Consider the following 18,650-nt stretch of genomic DNA (forward strand, 5'->3'; position numbering starts at 1 on the left):
CCACATCACACCATGTCCGATTCCAAGAAGCCTACGCCGGAGAAGAGCAAATACCCGGTCAACCTGCTGGACACGCCCTTCCCCATGCGCGGCGACCTGCCCAAGCGCGAACCGCTGTGGGTCAAGCAATGGCAGGACAAGCAGCTCTACAAGAAGATCCGTGCTGCTCGTAAAGGCGCGAAGAAGTTCATCCTTCACGACGGCCCGCCGTATGCCAACGGCGATCTGCACATCGGCCACGCGGTCAACAAGATCCTCAAGGACATGGTGATCAAGGCGCGCGGCCTGACCGGGCTGGACGCCGTCTATGTGCCGGGCTGGGACTGCCACGGCATGCCGATCGAGATCCAGATCGAAAAGCAGTTCGGCAAGGGTCTGCCCGTCAAGGAAGTGCAGGAGAAGGCGCGCGCCTACGCCACGGGGCAGATCGCGCGCCAGAAGGCCGATTTCGAGCGACTGGGCGTGCTGGGTGACTGGGCCGATCCCTATCTGACCATGAACTTCCGCAACGAAGCGGATGAAGTGCGTGCGCTGGGCAAGATCCTGGAGAAAGGCTACGTCTTCCGCGGCCTGAAGCCGGTCAACTGGTGCTTCGACTGCGGCTCGGCACTGGCTGAGGCGGAAGTCGAATACGCGGATCGCACCGACCTGTCGATCGACGTCGGCTTCCCATTTGCCGATATCGACGCACTGGCGAGCGCCTTCCACGTCGGCGCCGATGTGCTCAAGGCCAAGCCGGGCTGGATCGTGATCTGGACGACCACGCCGTGGACGATCCCCTCCAACCAGGCGCTGAACCTGCACCCGGAAATCGAATACGCGCTGGTCGACACGTCGCGCGGGCTGCTGATCGTTGCCAAGGAGCGCGTCGAAGCCTGCCTGCAAAGCTGGAAGCTGGAAGGCACCGTGCTGGCCACGTGCGAAGGCGCAGCGCTCAATGGCGTGCGTTTCCATCATCCGCTCGCCAAGATGGACGCGGGCTACGATCGCACCTCGCCCGTCTACCTGGGCGACTACGTGACCATCGACACCGGTACCGGCATCGTCCACTCCGCGCCCGCCTACGGCGTGGAAGACTTCCAGTCGTGCAAGGCACACAACATGCCCGACTCGGAAATCATCAACCCGGTGATGGGTAACGGCGTGTACGCATCGACGCTGCCGCTGTTCGGCGGGCAGATGATCTGGGACGCCAATCCGAAGATCGTCGAAGTGCTGCGCGAATCCGGCAACCTGTTCGACGCGCACAAGTACGCGCACAGCTACATGCACTGCTGGCGCCACAAGACGCCGATCATCTATCGCGCCACGTCGCAGTGGTTTGCAGGGATGGACGTGCAGCCCAACGACGGCAACGCCACGCTGCGCGAAACGGCGCTGGCAGGCATCGATGCCACGGCGTTCTACCCGTCGTGGGGCAAACAGCGCCTGCACAACATGATCGCCAACCGCCCGGACTGGACGCTGTCGCGCCAGCGCCAATGGGGCGTGCCGATGGCCTTCTTCGTGCACAAGGAAACCGGCGCACTGCACCCGCGCACGCCTGAGCTGCTGGAACAGGTCGCCCAGCGCATCGAAAAAAGCGGCATCGAAGCCTGGCAGACGCTCGACCCGCGCGAGCTGCTCGGCGACGAGGCTGACATGTACGAGAAGAATCGCGACACGCTCGACGTGTGGTTCGACTCGGGCACCACGCACTGGCACGTCATCCGCGGCTCGCACGCGGCGGACCTGTACGACGCTTCGGCCGACCTGCCGGACGGTCGCCTGGCCGATCTGTACCTGGAAGGTTCCGACCAGCACCGTGGCTGGTTCCATTCGTCGCTGCTGACGGCCTCGATGCTGTACGGCAAGCCGCCATACAAGGGCCTGCTCACACACGGCTTCACGGTGGACGGCGAAGGCCGCAAGATGTCCAAGTCGATCGGCAACACGATCGCGCCGCAGGAAATCGCCAACAAGATGGGCGCCGAGATCATCCGCCTGTGGGTGGCCTCGACCGACTACTCGGGCGAACTGGCCATCTCGGATGAAATCCTGAAGCGCGTGGTGGAAGGCTATCGCCGCATCCGCAACACGCTGCGCTTCCTGCTCGCCAATCTGACCGACTACGACCACGCCAAGCACGCGCTGCCGACCGAGCAATGGCTCGAAATCGACCGCTACGCGGTAGCGCTGACGGATGCGTTGCAGAAGGAAGTCCTGTCGCACTACGACGTGTATGAATTCCACCCGGTGGTCGCCAAGCTGCAGACGTTCTGCTCGGAAGACCTGGGCGGCTTCTACCTCGACGTGCTGAAGGACCGCCTGTACACCACGGCGCCCGATTCCGTGGCACGCCGCTCGGCACAGAACGCGCTGTATCACATCACCCAGGCCATGCTGCACTGGATGGCGCCGTTCCTGTCGTTCACGGCCGAAGAGGCCTGGCAGGTGTTTGCGCACGGCACGGAGCACACCGACACCATCTTCACCAGCACGTATTACAACGCTCCGGTGCCGCAAGGCGCCAGCGCGCTGCTGGAGAAATGGGCCGCCATCCGCAACGTGCGCGGCGAAGTGACCAAGCAGCTGGAGGCGCTGCGTATCGACGGCAAGATCGGCTCGTCGCTGCAGGCGGAAGTGACGGTGTCGGCGGGTGAATCCGTGCATGACGCACTGGCCAGCCTCGGCGACGACCTGCGCTTCGTGCTGATCACGTCCGCGGCCAAGCTGGAGCGCGCGCCGGAAGGCGGCGATCTGCTCATCACCGTGGTGCCGTCCACGCACTCCAAATGCGAGCGCTGCTGGCATTACCGCGCCGACGTCGGCCACGATCACGCCCACCCGACCCTCTGCAAGCGCTGCACCGACAACCTGTTCGGTTCCGGCGAACAACGGAGCGCTGCCTGATGGCCACTCGGAACAACGGCAAGAGCAAATCGATCGGGTTGAAGAAGAGCAGCGGCGGTCATGGCGTGGGCCCCTGGCTGGGTCTGGCCGTCATCTGGATCCTGCTGGACCAGTTGACCAAGATCGCCGTCCTCAAAACCTTCACTTACGGCGAGTCGCGCCCGGTCACCGGGTTCTTCAACCTGGTGCTCGCCTATAACAGGGGAGCGGCGTTTTCGTTCCTGGCGGCGGCAGGCGGCTGGCAGCGCTGGTTCTTCACGGGCCTGGGCGTGGCGGCGGCGCTGTTCATCGTGTGGCTGCTCAAGCGGCACAGCGGGCAGAAGATGTTCTGCTTCGCGCTGGCGCTGATTCTGGGCGGCGCGCTGGGCAACGTGATCGACCGCGTCATCTACGGTCACGTGGTGGACTTCCTCGACTTCTACCTGCACAACTACCACTGGCCGGCCTTCAACGTGGCGGACTGCGGCATCACCATCGGCGCGGTGCTGCTGATCGTCGACGAACTGCGACGCGTGCGTCGCTGATCCTGCTGTGTCAGAACTCCAGCATTGGAACGGCGAAGCGGTGCTATGCCTCGATGAGGCCGGCCCGCGCATCGCCAGCGAACAGGATGCGCTGGACCACCTGATTGGCGAGGCGCTGGGGCATGGAGCATCGATGATTGCCGTGCCTGTCAGCCGTCTCGATGCCGCGTTCTTTGCACTGCGCACCGGCCTGGCCGGCGGCATCGCGCAGAAGATCACGAACTATCGACTGAAGCTCGCCGTGGTCGGAGACATCTCTGCGCATCTCCAAGCCAGCAACGCGCTGCGCGACTGGGTGCGGGAATCCAACAAGCGCGACACGGTCCGCTTCGTGCCCTCGCTTGACGACCTGGCCGCCGATGCGCGGCCCATGCCAGCCAAATGAGGCTCAGGCCCGGTAGCGGACGGCATACCACGCCCGCTTGACGTACTCCGCAAGAATCGACCCGGCTTCGTAGATCGGGACCGACTTGGCCAGCGTGTCGCCCGGGAATACGCCCTGCGCACCCCAGGTGACCTCCGGCCATACCTTGCGGAACACCGCCAGCGCCCGGCCGGTGTGATACCAGCTCGTGACCAGTATTGCGCTTTGCACCTGCTGGCCCGCTAGCGTCCCGCGCGTCATCCGCGCATTTTCCATCGTGCTGCCAGACACACATTCGTGGCCGATGCGCTCTGCGGGCACACCCGCCATCACCAGGCGACGTTCGATCAGCAGGCAATCGCCCTGCCCGCTGACGAACACGCGGGGAGCAACGCCCGCGTGGTACAGCTCGGCGGCGCCGATCACGCGCTGGCCCGATTCGCCGCCCAGCACGACGATCACGTCCGCCTGTGCGAGCCTCGGCTCCTCGCGCAGCCATGCCTTCGCCCCACACACGAGCGCACCTCCGACCACCACCGCCACGATGGCGCAACCGCCAATCCAGGCGAGAACATTGCGAACTGCGGAACGACCGAAAACCATATCGAGAATGCGCTCTTAACGAAAAACCCGAGCGCCAGACGCGCCGCGGGGCAAGCCGGTATCATCGCCACTGTTCAGCAGGAAGCCCGGGCACCGGGTTGTATCCTGCCCGCGCATATTGCGTCAATCGGATTCCCAAGCGGGTTGTTATGGAACTGCAAGGCAAACATTTCGTGCTCGGCCTGACCGGGGGCATCGCGTGCTACAAGTCGGCCGAGCTGGTGCGGCTCTTGACCAAGGCGGGCGCCACCGTGCAGGTGGTGATGACCGAGGCCGCCACGCACTTCATCACGCCGGTGACGATGCAGGCGCTTTCCGGTCGCCCGGTCTTCACGTCGCAGTGGGATGGCCGCATCGGCAACAACATGCCGCACATCGACCTCTCGCGCGAGGCAGATGCCATCGTCATTGCGCCTGCCTCCACGGACTTTCTCGCCAAGCTCGCGCACGGCATGGCCGACGATCTGCTCTCAACGCTGTGCATCGCGCGCGATTGCCCGCTGCTCGTGGCGCCCGCGATGAACCGCCAGATGTGGGCCGCGCCCGCCACGCAACGCAATGCCGCCCAACTGCGCGCCGACGACGTCACCCTGCTCGGCCCCGATGCCGGCGACCAGGCCTGCGGCGAAGTCGGCGACGGCCGCATGCTCGAGCCGGAAGACATCGTCCAGCAACTCATTGGCTTCTTCCAGCCCAAGCTGCTGCGAGGACACCGGGTGCTGCTGACAGCCGGCCCGACCTTCGAGCCAATCGACCCGGTGCGCGGCATCACGAACCTGTCCAGCGGCAAGATGGGTTTTGCGCTGGCGCGGGCGGCATCGCAGGCCGGTGCGGAGGTCACGCTCGTTGCCGGTCCGTGCCATCAGGACACCCCTGCAGGCGTATTGCGCATCGATGTGCAAACCGCCCAGCAGATGCACGACGCCGTCATGCACGAACTGGATACGGCAAAGAACGACATCTTCATTGCCGTCGCCGCTGTGGCCGATTGGCGTGTGGCACAGGCGGCAGAGCACAAGCTGAAGAAGCAGAGCGACGCCGACGTGCCCTCTCTAACGTTCACGCAGAACCCCGACATCCTGGCGGCTGTCGCACGCCGCCCGAATGCGCCGTTCTGCGTCGGTTTTGCGGCCGAAACGGAGCGGCTGGAGGAGTTTGGCGAGGCCAAGCGTCAGAAGAAGGGCATCCCGTTGCTGGTCGGCAATCTCGGCCATCAGACTTTCGGCCGCGACGACAACGAAGTGGCGCTCTTCGATGCAAAGGGGATCACGCGCCTGCCGCGTGCCGACAAGCTGACGCTCGCGCGCCAGATCGTCGCGGCCATCGCCGATCGCGTGCATGGGGCTCAGTCATGAGCGCCGCGCCGATCCGCCTGTCCGTCCTCGATCAAAGCCCCGTCATCTACGGCCACAGCGCGCGCGATGCCATCGCCGCGACGGTCGACCTGGCGCAACTCACGGATGCACTCGGCTACACGCGCTACTGGTGCGCCGAGCACCACGGCCTGCGTGGCGTCAGCAATCCGGCGCCGGAAGTGATGATCGCCCGCGTGGCGAGCGCCACGAAACACCTGCGCGTGGGCTCCGGCGGCGTGATGCTGCCGTATTACAGCCCGTTCAAGCTGGCCGAGCAGTTCCGCCTGCTGGAAGCGCTGTTCCCGAACCGCATCGACCTGGGCGTCGGCCGCGCACCCGGCGGCGACATGCGCACCGCGCAGGCCGTGGCCATGGGCGACTACAACCGCGGCGACATCTTCCCGCAGCAGGTGCAGGAACTGATCTGGCACTTGACGGGCACGCTACCGCCGGATCACCCCGCCTACGGCGTCATCCTGCAGCCCGAGATCGACACCCGACCCGAACTGTGGGTGCTCGGCTCCAGCGATTTTGGCGGCGCGCTGGCCGCGCGCCTGGGTATCCGTTTCGCGTTCGCGCACTTCATCAACCCGCACGTCGGGCACATCGTCTCCCAGCAGTACCGCACCGATTTCGAACCTGGCTACGATGCGCGCCCGTATAGCGCCGCCGCCGTCTTCGTGATCGCCGCCGACACCGAGGCCGAGGCGCGCCGCTATGAAGCTGCCATCGACCTGCGCCGCGTGCAGATGGCGCTTGGCGTGAATGGCCCGATCCCGACCGTCGAGCAAGGCGAAGCGCACGTCTACACCGAACGCGACCAGGCCATCGTCATGCGCGAGCGGCCGCGCAGCATCATCGGCACGCCGGAATCCGTGGCCGAGCAGATGCATGCGCTCAAGGACCGCTTTGTCGCCGACGAACTGATCGTGCTGACCGTCGCGCCAAGCTACAAGGCGCGCCTGCGCTCATACGAGCTGCTAGCCGAGGCGTTTGCGCTACCATCTCCGGCTTCTGCAACCTCTTCGGCCTGCCCCGCATGAAACTCGACGTCAAGATCCTCGACGCCCGCCTGCACGAACAACTCCCGCAGTACGCCACCACCGGCAGCGCCGGGCTGGACCTGCGCGCCTGCGTCGACGCCCCGCTCACCATCGAACCTGGCACTACGCACCTGATCCCGACCGGCATGGCGATCCACCTGGCCGACCCGGGCTATGCCGCGCTGATCCTGCCGCGCTCGGGCATGGGCCACAAACATGGCATCGTGCTGGGCAACTTGGTCGGCCTGATCGATTCGGATTACCAGGGCCAGCTGATGGTCAGCACGTGGAACCGCGGCAGCACTGCGTTCGTGCTCAACCCGATGGAGCGGCTTGCGCAGCTCGTGATCGTGCCGGTGGTACAAGCCGAGCTGAACATCGTGGACGACTTTGCCGAGAGCGAGCGCGGTGCCGGTGGTTTCGGCAGCACCGGGCGTCACTGACAATATCGCCCACATATAAAAAAGGCCCGGAACTTCCGGGCCTTTTGTTTGGTGCGACAAACTCGTCACGCTTCCGCTTCTTCCTGGGCAGGTGCCGGCGGCGCTTCGTTCTCGGAGAACTCCAGCTTCACCGCGTCTGCATCGTCCAGATCCACGATCACCTTGCCGCCGTTGACCAGCTTGCCGAACAGCAGTTCGTCGGCCAGAGCCTTGCGGATCAGGTCTTGAATCAGGCGCTGCATCGGGCGTGCACCCATCAGCGGGTCGAACCCCTTCTTCGCCAGGAAGCGACGCAGCTTCTCGGTGAAGATGGCATCCACCTTCTTCTCGTGCAGTTGCTCTTCCAGCTGCATGAGGAACTTGTCGACCACGCGCATGATGATTTCCTCATCCAGCGAGCGGAAGCTGATGGTTGCGTCCAGACGGTTGCGGAACTCAGGCGTGAACATGCGCTTGATGTCGGCCATCTCGTCGCCCTGTTCGCGCGCCGTGGTGAAACCGATCGTTGCCTTGTTCATTGTCTCGGCGCCCGCATTGGTCGTCATGATGATGATCACGTTGCGGAAGTCCGCCTTGCGGCCGTTGTTGTCCGTCAGCGCGCCGTGGTCCATCACCTGCAGCAGGATGTTGAAGATGTCCGGGTGCGCCTTTTCGATCTCGTCCAGCAGCAGCACGCAGTGCGGCTTCTTGGTCACGGCTTCCGTCAGCAGGCCGCCCTGATCGAAGCCCACGTAGCCCGGAGGCGCGCCGATCAGCCGGCTCACCGCATGGCGCTCCATGTACTCCGACATGTCGAAACGGATCAGCTCGATGCCGAGGATGAACGCGAGCTGCTTGGCGACTTCCGTCTTGCCCACGCCCGTCGGGCCGCTGAACAGGAACGAGCCGATCGGCTTGTCCGTCTTGCCCAGCCCGGCGCGCGACATCTTGATGGCCGAAGCAAGCGCATCAATGGCCGGGTCCTGCCCGAACACGACCGACTTCAGGTCGCGCTCCAGCGTCTGCAGCTTGCTGCGGTCGTCCTGCGACACGCTTTGCGGCGGAACGCGGGCAATACGCGAGACGATGTCCTCGATCTCACCCTTGCCGATGGTCTTCTTCTGCTTCGACTTCGGCAGGATGCGCTGCGCTGCACCGGCTTCGTCGATCACGTCGATCGCCTTGTCCGGCAGGTGACGATCGGTGATGAAGCGCGCCGACAATTCAGCCGCGGCGGTCAGCGCCGACGACGCGTACTTCACGCCATGGTGTTCTTCAAAGCGCGACTTCAGGCCACGCAGAATCTGGACGGTCTGGTCGACCGTCGGCTCCACCACGTCGATCTTCTGGAAGCGGCGGGACAGCGCAGCATCCTTCTCGAAAATGCCGCGGTATTCCGTGAACGTCGTCGCACCGATGCACTTGAGCGCGCCCGACGACAGCGCGGGCTTGAGCAGGTTGCTGGCGTCCAGCGTGCCGCCCGAAGCGGCGCCTGCGCCAATCAGCGTGTGGATCTCGTCGATGAACAGAATCGCGTTCGGGTTGTCCTTGAGCGACTTCAGCACGCCCTTCAGGCGTTGCTCAAAGTCGCCGCGGTACTTCGTGCCGGCCAGCAGCGCGCCCATGTCGAGCGAGTAGACGACGGACTTTGCCAGGATGTCCGGCACTTCGCCCTTGGTGATGCGCCATGCCAAGCCTTCTGCGATGGCCGTCTTGCCGACACCGGCCTCGCCCACCAGCAGCGGGTTGTTTTTACGCCGGCGGCAAAGCACCTGCACCACGCGCTCCACTTCCTGCTCGCGACCGATCAGGGGATCGATCTTGCCGGCCTTGGCCAACGCGTTCAGGTTTTGCGTGAATTGCTCGAGCGGGCTTTCCTTGCCGTCGCCGCCTTCGCCCTCGGGGTTGCCTTCGCCTTGCTTGGCAGGCTCGGCCTGGTCCTTGCGGATGCCGTGGCTGATGAAGTTGACGACGTCCAGCCGGGTCACGCCCTGTTGCTGGAGGTAGTACACCGCGTGCGAATCCTTCTCGCCGAAGATGGCGACCAGCACGTTCGCGCCCGTCACTTCCTTCTTCCCGTTCGATGTGGATTGCACGTGCATGATGGCGCGCTGGATCACGCGCTGGAAGCCGAGTGTCGGCTGCGTGTCCACCTCGTCCGTGCCCGGTACCACCGGGGTGTTGTCGGCGATGAAGTTCTTCAGGTGCGTGCGGAGGTCTTCGATGTTGGCAGCGCAGGCGCGAAGCACCTCGGCGGCCGTCGGGTTGTCCAGCAGCGCAAGCAGCAGATGCTCCACCGTAATGAATTCGTGGCGAGCCTGGCGGGCTTCAACAAACGCCATGTGCAGGCTGACTTCCAGTTCTTGCGCAATCATGCTTCCTCCATCACACACTGCAGCGGATGCCCCGCTTGCCGTGCATGGGTTGACACCAATTCCACTTTCGTCGCGGCGATATCCCGGGTATAGAGACCGCACACGCCCTTACCTTCCCGATGCACCGTCAGCATGATTTGTGTGGCTGTTTCCCGGTCTTTGCTGAAGTATTGTTGAAGAATCATCACGACGAATTCCATCGGGGTGTAGTCGTCGTTAAGCAGCAGCACCTTGTACATCGCGGGCGGTTTGAGCGCTTGCTCTTTCCGCTCCAGGACGGTGCCTGCATCGTGTTGTGGAGTGGTCGCTTGCCGGATTGCCATGGTCTTATTCTAACCACTCCTTTCGAGTTCGCAATTTGGGGAAATAACGCCGACTTCAAGGTCTACAAACGGTTTGGCCCGTGCCGCGTGCGTCCGTCAGCCCTCGGGAGCGAAGGGTCTTACCGCCTCCGCGCTGGCTGGAGCCGGCGCAAGCGCCGCGCCCGGGATGCCAATCGTTTTCCGTACTTTGAGGCGATCGGCCGGATTTCGAGCAAATCCTCTTCAGAAACTGACCGTTTTTCGCCACAAACCCATCCTTTGTGGCCTTGACAGTCTCTTACATTCCTCGAACAATCGAATTCAGCATGTGCGCCCTACTGCCCCGCAAACCGTTGGCAGTGAGCCACATGAATGGTGAGCCCGGGAGGCCTCACACCAGTCGACAACAGATCGACAACCGCTTCAGGCTGTGGTGTTTGCCACAAGAAGACCGATCGCTTGCGGCGCGGTTCCACCCGTGCCATTCGTCGTGCCCTGCGGGCCGGCGGCCGGGCGATGACTGCGCGGTACCGCTCTGAACTGCCCCGACAGGCACACCCCTCCCGGCTCGGACTTGTGTTTTAACGGAGGGGTTTTCATGGCACTCGGTACGGTCAAATGGTTTAACGACGCCAAGGGTTTCGGTTTCATCTCGCCTGACGAAGGCGGCGAAGAGCTGTTCGCGCATTTCTCGGCCATCCAAATGGCTGGCTTCAAGACGCTCAAGGAAAATCAGCGCGTCTCGTTTGAAGTGACGCAAGGTCCGAAGGGCAAGCAGGCCACCAACATCCAGGCTGCCTGATTGGCGTTGTGCGGCACCTTGCCGCATGGCGATGGTGCCCAAATGCAAAAAACCCGGCGACATGCCGGGTTTTTTGTTGCCGGGGCGCACGACAATGGCGCAGATGACTCACCGCGCGCAACACGTCATTTCGGCGGGCTGTGCACTTGCGGTGTGGTGATCCCCGTCATTCCAAGGAGCCCCCCATGAAACACCCCCTGACCCGCACCGCCGCCGCGGCAACGCTGCTGATTGCCGCACTGCTTCCCGCTGTCGCCCACGCCCAGCTTGGAGACCTGATCAAGGGTGCCACGCAGGGCAACAGCCAGGACACCACCGGTGGCCTTGGCAGCATCGGCAGCCTGGGCGGTGTGCCGTCGCTAGGGTCATTGACGTCGGGCAGCGCCGGCAATGTGGCTGGCGTGCTGGAGTTCTGCATGAAGAACAACTACCTGGGCGGCGCCACCGACGCGGCCTCGGTCAAAGACAGGCTGCTCGGCAAGCTGGGGGATGCGCCGGCATCCAACCCGGGTTACACCGAGGGCACAAAAGGCATCCTGACCAATTCGGATGGCAACAAATTCGACCTGAGCAGCATCAAGTCGCAGATCACCAAGCAGGCTTGCGACAAGATCCTGTCGCAGGGCAAATCGCTGCTTTAAGCCGCGGCGCAGGCGAGCGCGCACTACACTGCAATATTGACTCGCCGTTCGCCTCTCTTCTGCACCCCAAGGAGCCTCATGCTGGAAACCGCCGCGCTGGCCGCCGGGCTGTCCTGGACCAGCGGATTCCGCCTCTATCTGGCCGTATTTGCTGCCGGCGTGCTCGGCCGCACGGGTTGGCTGCATTTGCCGCCCGGGCTGCAGATGCTGGAATCGTGGTGGGTGATCGGCCTGGCCGGCGTGCTGGCCGTGGCGGAGTTCCTCGCCGACAAGATTCCCGGGTTCGATTCGGTGTGGGATGGCATCCAGACCTTCATCCGCGTGCCTGCGGGTGCGATTCTGGCTGCCGCCGCGTTCGGGCAGCTCGATCCGCAATGGATGGTGGCCGCAGGACTGATCGGCGGGACGCTGGCCGGCACGGCGCATGCCACCAAGGCCGGCACGCGCGCACTGATCAACACGTCGCCGGAGCCTTTCTCGAACTGGGTGGCGTCGTTCAGCGAAGACGTGGCCGCCAGCGGTGGTTTGTTGATGGCGTTTTTCCTGCCGATTGCGTTTCTGGTGGTGCTGGCGCTGCTGCTGTTGGTATCGGCGTGGTTACTGCCCAAGCTGTGGCGCGGTGTGCGGCAGCTGCGCGATGCATTGCGCGGACGCTCGCCTGGGCCACAATCGCCCGGCACAACGCGGTTGCCGCACTGAGGCACCATCCGAAAGCGCAGCGGCGAGAAACAGCATCCGCGCCGCACATGCGCATCCTCTAGGCAAATTCTGATTTATAGTTTCGCCCCTGCTCAGACGAAGCAGCCATCGGTACACTCGCGCCATCGCTTTCAGTGCCATAGAGAAAGCGATCGAGGTGTGGAAACCTCGTGCGTAACGGGTGAGGACCGAGCATAGGTTCTTGCCCTCGACTGCTATGGCTTGGCTTCGTCACCCTCCTGGGGCGAGCCAGGCATGAGCGGCTTCGGCCGCGCCGACTGTTACGCATCGGTTTTCCACCTTGCCTGTGCTCGCCCACCCCTCCTGCCAGGGTTGGGCGCGGTTCCGTTCATCAGATGAAAAGGAATGCCGTGACCCGCTCGATCTCCAAATCCGCCGATTCCCCGGCTGGCGATTCGCTCACCGAATATCAGAAAGGCGTTGCCTCCGGGCGTGCGTTTTTGCATGCGGTGTCCGCGCGCGCTGCGCCCCTGAAATACTCCCCGACGAGCACGGCGGACTCGCCAGAGCAACCCGAACACCCCTGCTGATCAATGGGCGAGGCCCGGCGCATGGGCCTGCAGCGCCGTTGTTGCAGCACCGGCGTTGGGGCTTGTTGGGGCTCGCCCGCCCTTTTTTTGCGTGCAAACGCGGCCAGAACTGCGAGCGTCTGCGGATGGCCGTTGGCGGCGCGAAATAAAAAAACCCCGGCCAGCCGAAGCTGCCGGGGTTTTCCTTTGCATCACGGCCGAAGCCGCGAAGCGCGTGCTCGATCATTCTGTGTAAATTTCCCGCAAACCTTTGTTGCATCAATGCATCTGCGTTCAATCCCCCGAATAACACTCAGAAAAGTACTCACTAGCGCGCGGCTGCCCCACCTTTTTGCAGTTGCAGCACGTGGCTACGTCGCCATAATCGAGAGCCAAGCAACCGCACCAGCAATGACGCCTCGATCGACCTCCTGGCGTCCCGACTAGAAAAGAAAAATGAACAAGATCAGACGTGGAGTTGCCATTCTGTTCGGCCTCGCTTCTGGCATGGCCGTAGCGCAGACAATCCAGGTTCACCCCGGGCCCGGCGGAAATCCGAGAATCTCTACGCCATGGGGCGACTACGTCGCAGTCAGCCAAGCCGGCACCTTATTCGTGATCCCCGAGGCCGACTACGCAAAAGCACTGATCGATGGTTACGCCCAGAAAAACAACCAGGTAGCAGTCGATTTGGTTGGCATGGGCAAGACCTACATCAGCAAAGACAGCGTCATTGTCCAGCTTGGGCCGGTAAAACTGTGGGATATCAGCGAGGAGATCGTCATAGGGGTGCCACCGAGCAAACGCCTCGGCCGGCCGCCCAAGCCAAAGACCTCCGAATACGTGCAGTTGGCATGGACACAGCAAGGGGCAGACAAGGTTCAACTGAGCCTCGCCATCGACGGGCAAGCGCTGAAACCGAACAACTGCGGAATGGACATGGGCTTCTTCCATTGTGAGTTCACAGTCCCCCACAGCCTCATACCGAAGCCGGCAACGGCCATCTTCACGATGCCCAATCAAGTACCGGGCGTGTGGCAAATGACATCGCTCAGCCGTGCCCACTATGACGCTGTAAAGCGCAAGTATGCGGGTCTGGATATGCCGATGACTGACGAAGACAAGGCTGATCTTCGGGCGATCCGGAAGATCGACCCCACGATCCCCGCGACGTTATCTGACTAGGCTCGGCGCACGGCGCACACTTTCACGGAACATGGAAATCCGCGTCGTCAGCATCGCGCAACAGAGCTACAACCAGGCGCCGGACCAATCCGCGCTCGTTGAGCACGGGCACTACGTCAGCCAGCACGGGCGTGACGTCCGTTCGCCGCCGCACACCAAGGATGTGTCGGGCACCCAACGGCACAACCGCCCAGTGTTGTGATGGCTCGTACAGCTTCAGCGAATCGCATCGGGGCACGTGTTCGCGCCATGGTGGAGTCGCTGGCTGGCTTTGAAGGGGGACGCCTCGGGAAACTGGGGCGCAACGATAGGCCAATCCCACGGGAAACCCACTGGGTTTCCACTCAGGCAGGTCGAGCGCTTCCGATCTTTGGCGTCCCGAGTGCTAGCAAGGGGCTAGCAAGGGGCTTCCATCGGATTTCCGGACGGCTCGCGAAACTTCGCGAATGCTCGCGAGCCTTCTATACTCTTGCGGGCACGATGCAACGCAACGCGATGCAACGCAGGCGGCGCTAGGACATGCCGCGCATTCACCCGTCTCGACACCGTGACCTAACTGTTAAGACACCGTTAGAACACGGTGCAACCTTCCCGCAAGCCTTCCCCGAAGACATCCGCATAGCCTTTCTATGTCCGCAATCAGTCCGCAGGCGAGGCGGACAAGATGCGGACACGGCGCACCTGTCCGCGTGACATTGTGTGACATCGCGTGACTGTCCCGAGGGACAGGCGCGGGACAGCCAAGGCCGCTCAAAGTAATAGCCCTCGGACATCGCCGAGGGCTATTGGTACTGCGCAGGCCACCAACTCACGCCGGCAATTGGCTAGAAAGCCCGCGGCGGAACGGTAGGGACGACACCCTTTCGCGAAGCCAACTCCTGCCGCATGTCGCCGGTCTTGCTGTAGTTTTCCGTTGTCATACCGCCTCCTGAGATTGGGTAGCGGAAGCGTTGGACGGACGGCCGCGACGCTTGCGCGACGGCGGAATAAGGCCGGGAATGAGTGCTTTGAATGCCTGGAACTTCTCGTCGTTGCAGGCGGCATAATACAGTTCGCACTGCCGAAAGAACTCTGCTTGGCCAGCCGGCGTCTGGCCGTGGATATACTGCGCTAGATTGTCTGCCTTGTGCTTGATGACTGCGTCGGCAACGGACCGCCCCTGCACATCCATACGCAAACACCAGTTGTCGCAGTCGAGGAAAACGCGGCGCGGTCCCTTCGCACCCTCGGGACGCTCGCGCACCAGCCTGAAGCGAAGACCATTAGCCTCCCACGAAACCCAGCTAAAGCCGTCTGGCCACTTGGTTCCGACAGGGATAACGCCTTCAGCGTCAAGATGCGCCCGCGTGCCGACGTACATGCAAAACGACAGGCCGAGCGAAATGATGATCTTCAGTTCGCCGATGTCGTGGCGTGACGGGGTGAAGTTGTCTTCGGTCATAGCTCAAGCTCCTGTTGCTTGGGGTGTGATAGGCGGCCTTGGGGTTGCGGCCCCTTGGCCGCCGCCTACCTGCCGACAGCAGGCTTGAAGCAATATAGCGCGCTGATTTAATTGACAAAATCCGCCATCGGAATTAAATTATTTCGGATTAGATTACAAATAAGCTTTTGTATATCCTTTGATAGCATGCTATCAAATAGATAGTTCGCTATCGAAAACGCTGGCGCGATGTATGGGCGAATGCATTCGCAAATTGCGAATGTAATCGCAAATTAGTTTCACGATTAATTCCTAGAATGGCTCTGATCAAATGCCGTGAATGCGGCAAAGATGTCAGCACTGAAGCCGCCGCCTGCCCGAACTGCGGCGCGCCACCGTTGCGCAGCACAGCGACTGTGGCGGCAGGCAAGCCAAAGAAGAAGCAGAGCATTCTTGGCGTGTTATTTCTTGCGATCATAGGGGCCGTCGCTATCGCGCAATGCAGCTCGAACAATGAGAAGAAAGGCGAAACCAAGCCAGTCGCCCAAGAGTGCGCAAAGGACAATCTGCAATGCCGGGGAGATAAGGCTGTGGTGGCCGCCAGCGTCTATTGCAAAGACCCAATCGAACGGTTGGCCAAGCACAGCGTCCGATGGACAGACGGCACGTTTGAGATGAAGTTCAGCCGATTCCGCTGGGCGGACAAGGCCGCTGGTACGCTCACCATGATCGGCGACAAGGCTGAATTTCAAAATGGGTTCGGCGCCTTTACTCCGGTCACCTATGAGTGCGATCTGGCGGCCGATGATAAGACCGTGCTCGATGTGCGCGCACGCGAGGGGCGGTTGCCAGGCTAACCCGCGCTGGTCTCGCCATTCTCACGGACGACCGCTATTCGCGGGCTGTCTTGGCTGTCCGCTCCGGCGCCGATGCTGTCGCATAGACCCTCCAGTAGCGCGGCTCTGGCGATCTCCAGGCGCCCAATGCGGCCCAGCAATCGGAGGATGTGCTCAAGGTGCTGGGGCGGCCGATAGGTGGCCTCCAAACCCGGTTTGCGCAGAATCACACGGTCGATCGACAGCAGCCGCTCGTCTGTCTCCTCAGCCCCCAGCGTGCGCATCAGCAACACGCGCGCAAGGCGGATCTCCTCGTCGAGCGAGCCGACCGGCATCTGCTCCAGCAACGCCTTTTCCTCGTCCGTCAGGCGATCGCTATACAAGCCGTGTTTGAGGGCATTCCGGTTGCCGGGGCGGGCCGGATTGCCTGCGCCAGTGCTGGCCCCGCCGTGCAGCCGGCAGCGACGCTTCCCGGCCAGTGGCGAGCGCTTACAGGGGGTTCCAGCGCGCGTTTGGGCACCGCAGAACTTCTTCATGGGGTGGCGTTCCTCAAATTTGATATCGAGCGCGCAACGAGCGCAAACCGTGCTAACCGCGCTGCTAACCAGGTCTCCAAAAGGCCCCAAACCGTGGAAACCAAAGTGGTTACCAGCGGTTTGGAAACCATCTTTTATGTACCTCTCATGGGGTTTGCTTCCGTTTCGGCATCAGGCCGTTAGCCGCGGATCTAGCCTTGCCCGAATTGGAGCGCGGCCCCGTCGACATCCCGCCGTGCAATTTGCATCGACCGTTGCGGTAGATCGCCGTCATCTTGCAGGGCGTGCCGGCGCGCGTTCGGGCACCGCAGGTCATCCCGCACAGTTCCTCAGGGAATACCGGATAAGACGGCAGTGGGGCCCGACTCCAGCCGCGCCGGGGTGACAAACGAGAGCTCAGAAACCGCTCATACTCTGCGCGCTCGATCGCAGCACGCTCAGCTCGCACGGCGTCACATTCAACGTAATGCGCTCTCAGCCGCTTCCGTTTTTCGTCGTCGCCCATGGCTAGCCTTTGGGTCGCGGTGAGTGCGCCGAATGGTTTGTCTTGGTCGCTCATAGGGACTCTCGGTTTGGGAGTTGAGGCCCGCGCATGGCGGGCTTCTGCCTCAGAAGGTGTAGCCAACCACGCCGAGCGTGAAGTTGGCGGTACCGGTGTTGATGCTGCTCGTGTAGTAGACGGTTTGCGGCGTATTGAGCTGAACCAACACGTTCGCGTTGGCACCATTGCCGCCGCCAGCAACTGCGCTAACACCGCTGCCACCGGTGCCGGCAGCATCTGGGTAGATCGAAAGAGTTACCGCTGCCGACGCCACCGCTTGCCCACTGTTCGGCACCGCGCCGCAGCTACCAATCATGCTAGATGCGTTTGGCGGCACGGCGCTGGAGATGCTGAGACTAGTCGGGCTTGCTTGTGTTGTACCGGTGCTCAGAACCGTCACGATGCCGCGCATAACCGTCCGACCAATCTGCGTGCCAGTGATGAATTGCGAGGAGGCGTTCGTCGGCCACACCGACACCAACGCCGATGCGGTGTAGCCAGCGGGCATGTTGACGCCGCCGTACACTTCGGGTTGCTTGCCGCTAGTGGCGTTTGTTGCCAAAAGAGCCGAAGCTGCAGTCGTCGGGTTGTAGATCGCATACAGCGCCACATACCCGCTTACTGGGGCCGTGCCGGTGTCCATGCCGCCGGCGCCAGTCGTTGCGAGATTGACAGACTGGTTGAAGTTCGCCAGCCGCAGCGGTGCGCCACCAAGCACTGTTTCGACAACCACTTCGTCTGCCGTGAAGCTTGCAGTCGCGGCCGCAGTAGCGACCTGCATCTTCCCGTTTCGCACCATGCCAACGACTGACCCAGTCGAATTGGCAAATGCGGTCGTTGCAAGATTCGGGGAGTTGTCGAGCTTCGCAGGCGCGACACCTTGTTGTACGCCGGTGAATGGCGTCGATCCATCAAGACGCGCGAAGCCCGGGAAGAACGGCGCACCTGAGAACTTAGAGATGTTCCCCGCCGTGATCGTCGCTTGCCCGTTCGCTACCGTGATGACCCACAGGCCGACATACCCAGCCGTGACCGCCGGCGTCGTTTGCGTACCGGTAGCCGCAGCCGTGCCGGCTACAAGTTGCAGCGATACCTGTCCAGCGCGCCGCGTCGGCTGCTGACTCCCATTGCCTGCCGGGCCATTCAACGCTTGCGCCGGGTTCGAGCTGTTGTAGTAAGGCAGAACAATGTTGTTCGTGTCCGTCTCAAGGAAGGTCGCCTGAATCAGGTAGTTCTGCGAATAGCCCGCCGTGGACGGAGCGCTGATGGCGAAATTCTGGGCATCCATGAGAATGCCGCTCTTGACGATGCTGTGCGCCGTGTCCGCCGCGATGTCGGAGTAGACGTTCTGGTCAACGACGACATTCTGGTAAATCTGACCAGGGTTGACGTTGACGGACATCGAAGCCGGCGACGTTGGAACACACGCAAGGCCCGTCACAATAGTGCTAGTGCCAAGAATGTCGCCCGTCAGCTTGGCGATGGCGATCATCGTGGATTTATTGGTGTTCAACAGGTCAAGCGTTTGGGGTACTTGGCCGTCATAGGTGATCTGGCGATCAGTCATGTGTTTCTCCGTT

At 62.5% G+C, this 18,650-nt stretch carries 18 protein-coding genes and 1 pseudogene; 12 read left to right on the top strand and 7 right to left on the bottom strand.

All coding sequences use genetic code 11. The features are described from left to right. The first annotated feature begins 12 nt into the window (after nt 1-12). From ileS to BEK68_RS15235, 3 genes are read left to right on the top strand one after another with little or no spacing between them, the layout of a single operon-like run. Nucleotides 13-2,892, top strand: coding sequence for an isoleucine--tRNA ligase (gene ileS, locus BEK68_RS15225; RefSeq protein ID WP_012436255.1), 2,880 nt, complete (start codon nt 13-15; stop codon nt 2,890-2,892). Further along, complete coding sequence (gene lspA / locus BEK68_RS15230) at nt 2,892-3,416, top strand: signal peptidase II (protein WP_004631969.1); 525 nt, start codon at nt 2,892-2,894, stop codon at nt 3,414-3,416. The genes ileS and lspA overlap by 1 nt, the downstream gene beginning before the upstream one ends. 7 nt (nt 3,417-3,423) lie before the next feature. Beyond that, on the top strand, nt 3,424-3,801 hold the full coding sequence (locus tag BEK68_RS15235; RefSeq protein ID WP_012436256.1) for a DUF4180 domain-containing protein: 378 nt from the start codon (nt 3,424-3,426) through the stop codon (nt 3,799-3,801). Between the two features lie 3 nt (nt 3,802-3,804). Here BEK68_RS15235 and BEK68_RS15240 read toward each other — a convergent pair whose 3' ends face one another. Beyond that, nucleotides 3,805-4,383, bottom strand: a complete 579-nt coding sequence (locus tag BEK68_RS15240) for a YdcF family protein (protein WP_012436257.1) — start codon at nt 4,381-4,383, stop codon at nt 3,805-3,807. Between the two features lie 149 nt (nt 4,384-4,532). Between BEK68_RS15240 and coaBC the strand changes: the two genes are divergently transcribed. The 3 genes from coaBC to dut are packed head-to-tail and all read left to right on the top strand — an operon-like array spanning nt 4,533 to nt 7,224. Next, complete coding sequence (coaBC, locus tag BEK68_RS15245; protein WP_012436258.1) at nt 4,533-5,738, top strand: bifunctional phosphopantothenoylcysteine decarboxylase/phosphopantothenate--cysteine ligase CoaBC; 1,206 nt, start codon at nt 4,533-4,535, stop codon at nt 5,736-5,738. Next, nucleotides 5,735-6,781, top strand: a complete 1,047-nt coding sequence (locus BEK68_RS15250; protein ID WP_012436259.1) for an LLM class flavin-dependent oxidoreductase — start codon at nt 5,735-5,737, stop codon at nt 6,779-6,781. The genes coaBC and BEK68_RS15250 overlap by 4 nt, the downstream gene beginning before the upstream one ends. After that, nucleotides 6,778-7,224, top strand: a complete 447-nt coding sequence (dut, locus tag BEK68_RS15255; RefSeq protein ID WP_004631959.1) for a dUTP diphosphatase — start codon at nt 6,778-6,780, stop codon at nt 7,222-7,224. Before BEK68_RS15250 ends, dut begins: the two co-directional genes overlap by 4 nt. A 65-nt stretch (nt 7,225-7,289) precedes the next feature. Here dut and clpA read toward each other — a convergent pair whose 3' ends face one another. Together clpA and clpS are read right to left on the bottom strand one after the other, a co-directional pair. Continuing rightward, the gene (gene clpA, locus BEK68_RS15260) at nt 7,290-9,578 is read right to left on the bottom strand and encodes an ATP-dependent Clp protease ATP-binding subunit ClpA (RefSeq protein ID WP_004631957.1); all 2,289 of its coding nucleotides are present in this window, start codon (nt 9,576-9,578) and stop codon (nt 7,290-7,292) included. Further along, nucleotides 9,575-9,901, bottom strand: a complete 327-nt coding sequence (gene clpS, locus BEK68_RS15265; RefSeq protein WP_004631954.1) for an ATP-dependent Clp protease adapter ClpS — start codon at nt 9,899-9,901, stop codon at nt 9,575-9,577. The genes clpA and clpS overlap by 4 nt, the downstream gene beginning before the upstream one ends. 577 nt (nt 9,902-10,478) lie before the next feature. Between clpS and BEK68_RS15270 the strand changes: the two genes are divergently transcribed. The 5 genes and pseudogenes from BEK68_RS15270 to BEK68_RS15290 all read left to right on the top strand — a co-directional run bounded on the left by BEK68_RS15270 (nt 10,479) and on the right by BEK68_RS15290 (nt 14,012). Continuing rightward, nucleotides 10,479-10,682, top strand: a complete 204-nt coding sequence (locus BEK68_RS15270) for a cold-shock protein (RefSeq protein WP_004631953.1) — start codon at nt 10,479-10,481, stop codon at nt 10,680-10,682. A gap of 185 nt (nt 10,683-10,867) precedes the next feature. Then, nucleotides 10,868-11,323, top strand: coding sequence for a DUF2501 domain-containing protein (locus BEK68_RS15275; RefSeq protein ID WP_012436260.1), 456 nt, complete (start codon nt 10,868-10,870; stop codon nt 11,321-11,323). Nucleotides 11,324-11,401: 78 nt separating this feature from the next. After that, nucleotides 11,402-12,022: a DUF4126 domain-containing protein gene (locus BEK68_RS15280; RefSeq protein WP_004631947.1), complete on the top strand. Its 621-nt coding sequence runs from the start codon at nt 11,402-11,404 to the stop codon at nt 12,020-12,022. 986 nt (nt 12,023-13,008) lie between these two features. Then, on the top strand, nt 13,009-13,737 hold the full coding sequence (locus tag BEK68_RS15285; protein WP_012436262.1) for a hypothetical protein: 729 nt from the start codon (nt 13,009-13,011) through the stop codon (nt 13,735-13,737). A 31-nt stretch (nt 13,738-13,768) separates the two neighbouring features. Further along, nucleotides 13,769-14,012 (top strand): annotated as a pseudogene (locus BEK68_RS15290) (DUF3761 domain-containing protein). Nucleotides 14,013-14,653: 641 nt separating this feature from the next. On the opposite strand, the gene BEK68_RS15295 reads toward BEK68_RS15290, so the two are convergent. Beyond that, a complete protein-coding gene (locus BEK68_RS15295; protein WP_012436263.1) occupies nt 14,654-15,178 on the bottom strand; it encodes a hypothetical protein in 525 nt (174 codons plus the stop codon). Nucleotides 15,179-15,474: 296 nt separating this feature from the next. On the opposite strand from BEK68_RS15295, the gene BEK68_RS15300 reads away from it, so the two are divergent. Next, complete coding sequence (locus tag BEK68_RS15300) at nt 15,475-16,014, top strand: zinc ribbon domain-containing protein (protein ID WP_012436264.1); 540 nt, start codon at nt 15,475-15,477, stop codon at nt 16,012-16,014. On the opposite strand, the gene BEK68_RS15305 is transcribed toward BEK68_RS15300, so the two are convergent. The 3 genes from BEK68_RS15305 to BEK68_RS26195 form a co-directional block, all read right to left on the bottom strand. Then, complete coding sequence (locus BEK68_RS15305; RefSeq protein ID WP_012436265.1) at nt 16,011-16,529, bottom strand: HGGxSTG domain-containing protein; 519 nt, start codon at nt 16,527-16,529, stop codon at nt 16,011-16,013. The two genes, BEK68_RS15300 and BEK68_RS15305, sit on opposite strands and share 4 nt — an antisense overlap. Before the next feature lie 145 nt (nt 16,530-16,674). Continuing rightward, nucleotides 16,675-17,256 (bottom strand): HGGxSTG domain-containing protein, encoded by a 582-nt coding sequence (locus tag BEK68_RS26465; RefSeq protein WP_316685515.1) that lies wholly within the window; start codon nt 17,254-17,256, stop codon nt 16,675-16,677. Beyond that, complete coding sequence (locus BEK68_RS26195; protein ID WP_012436267.1) at nt 17,138-18,637, bottom strand: hypothetical protein; 1,500 nt, start codon at nt 18,635-18,637, stop codon at nt 17,138-17,140. The genes BEK68_RS26465 and BEK68_RS26195 overlap by 119 nt, the downstream gene beginning before the upstream one ends. Between the last annotated feature and the right edge of the window lie 13 nt (nt 18,638-18,650).

It is taken from the genome of Ralstonia pickettii (genome assembly GCF_001699815.1).
In the GTDB taxonomy this organism is placed as follows: domain Bacteria; phylum Pseudomonadota; class Gammaproteobacteria; order Burkholderiales; family Burkholderiaceae; genus Ralstonia; species Ralstonia thomasii.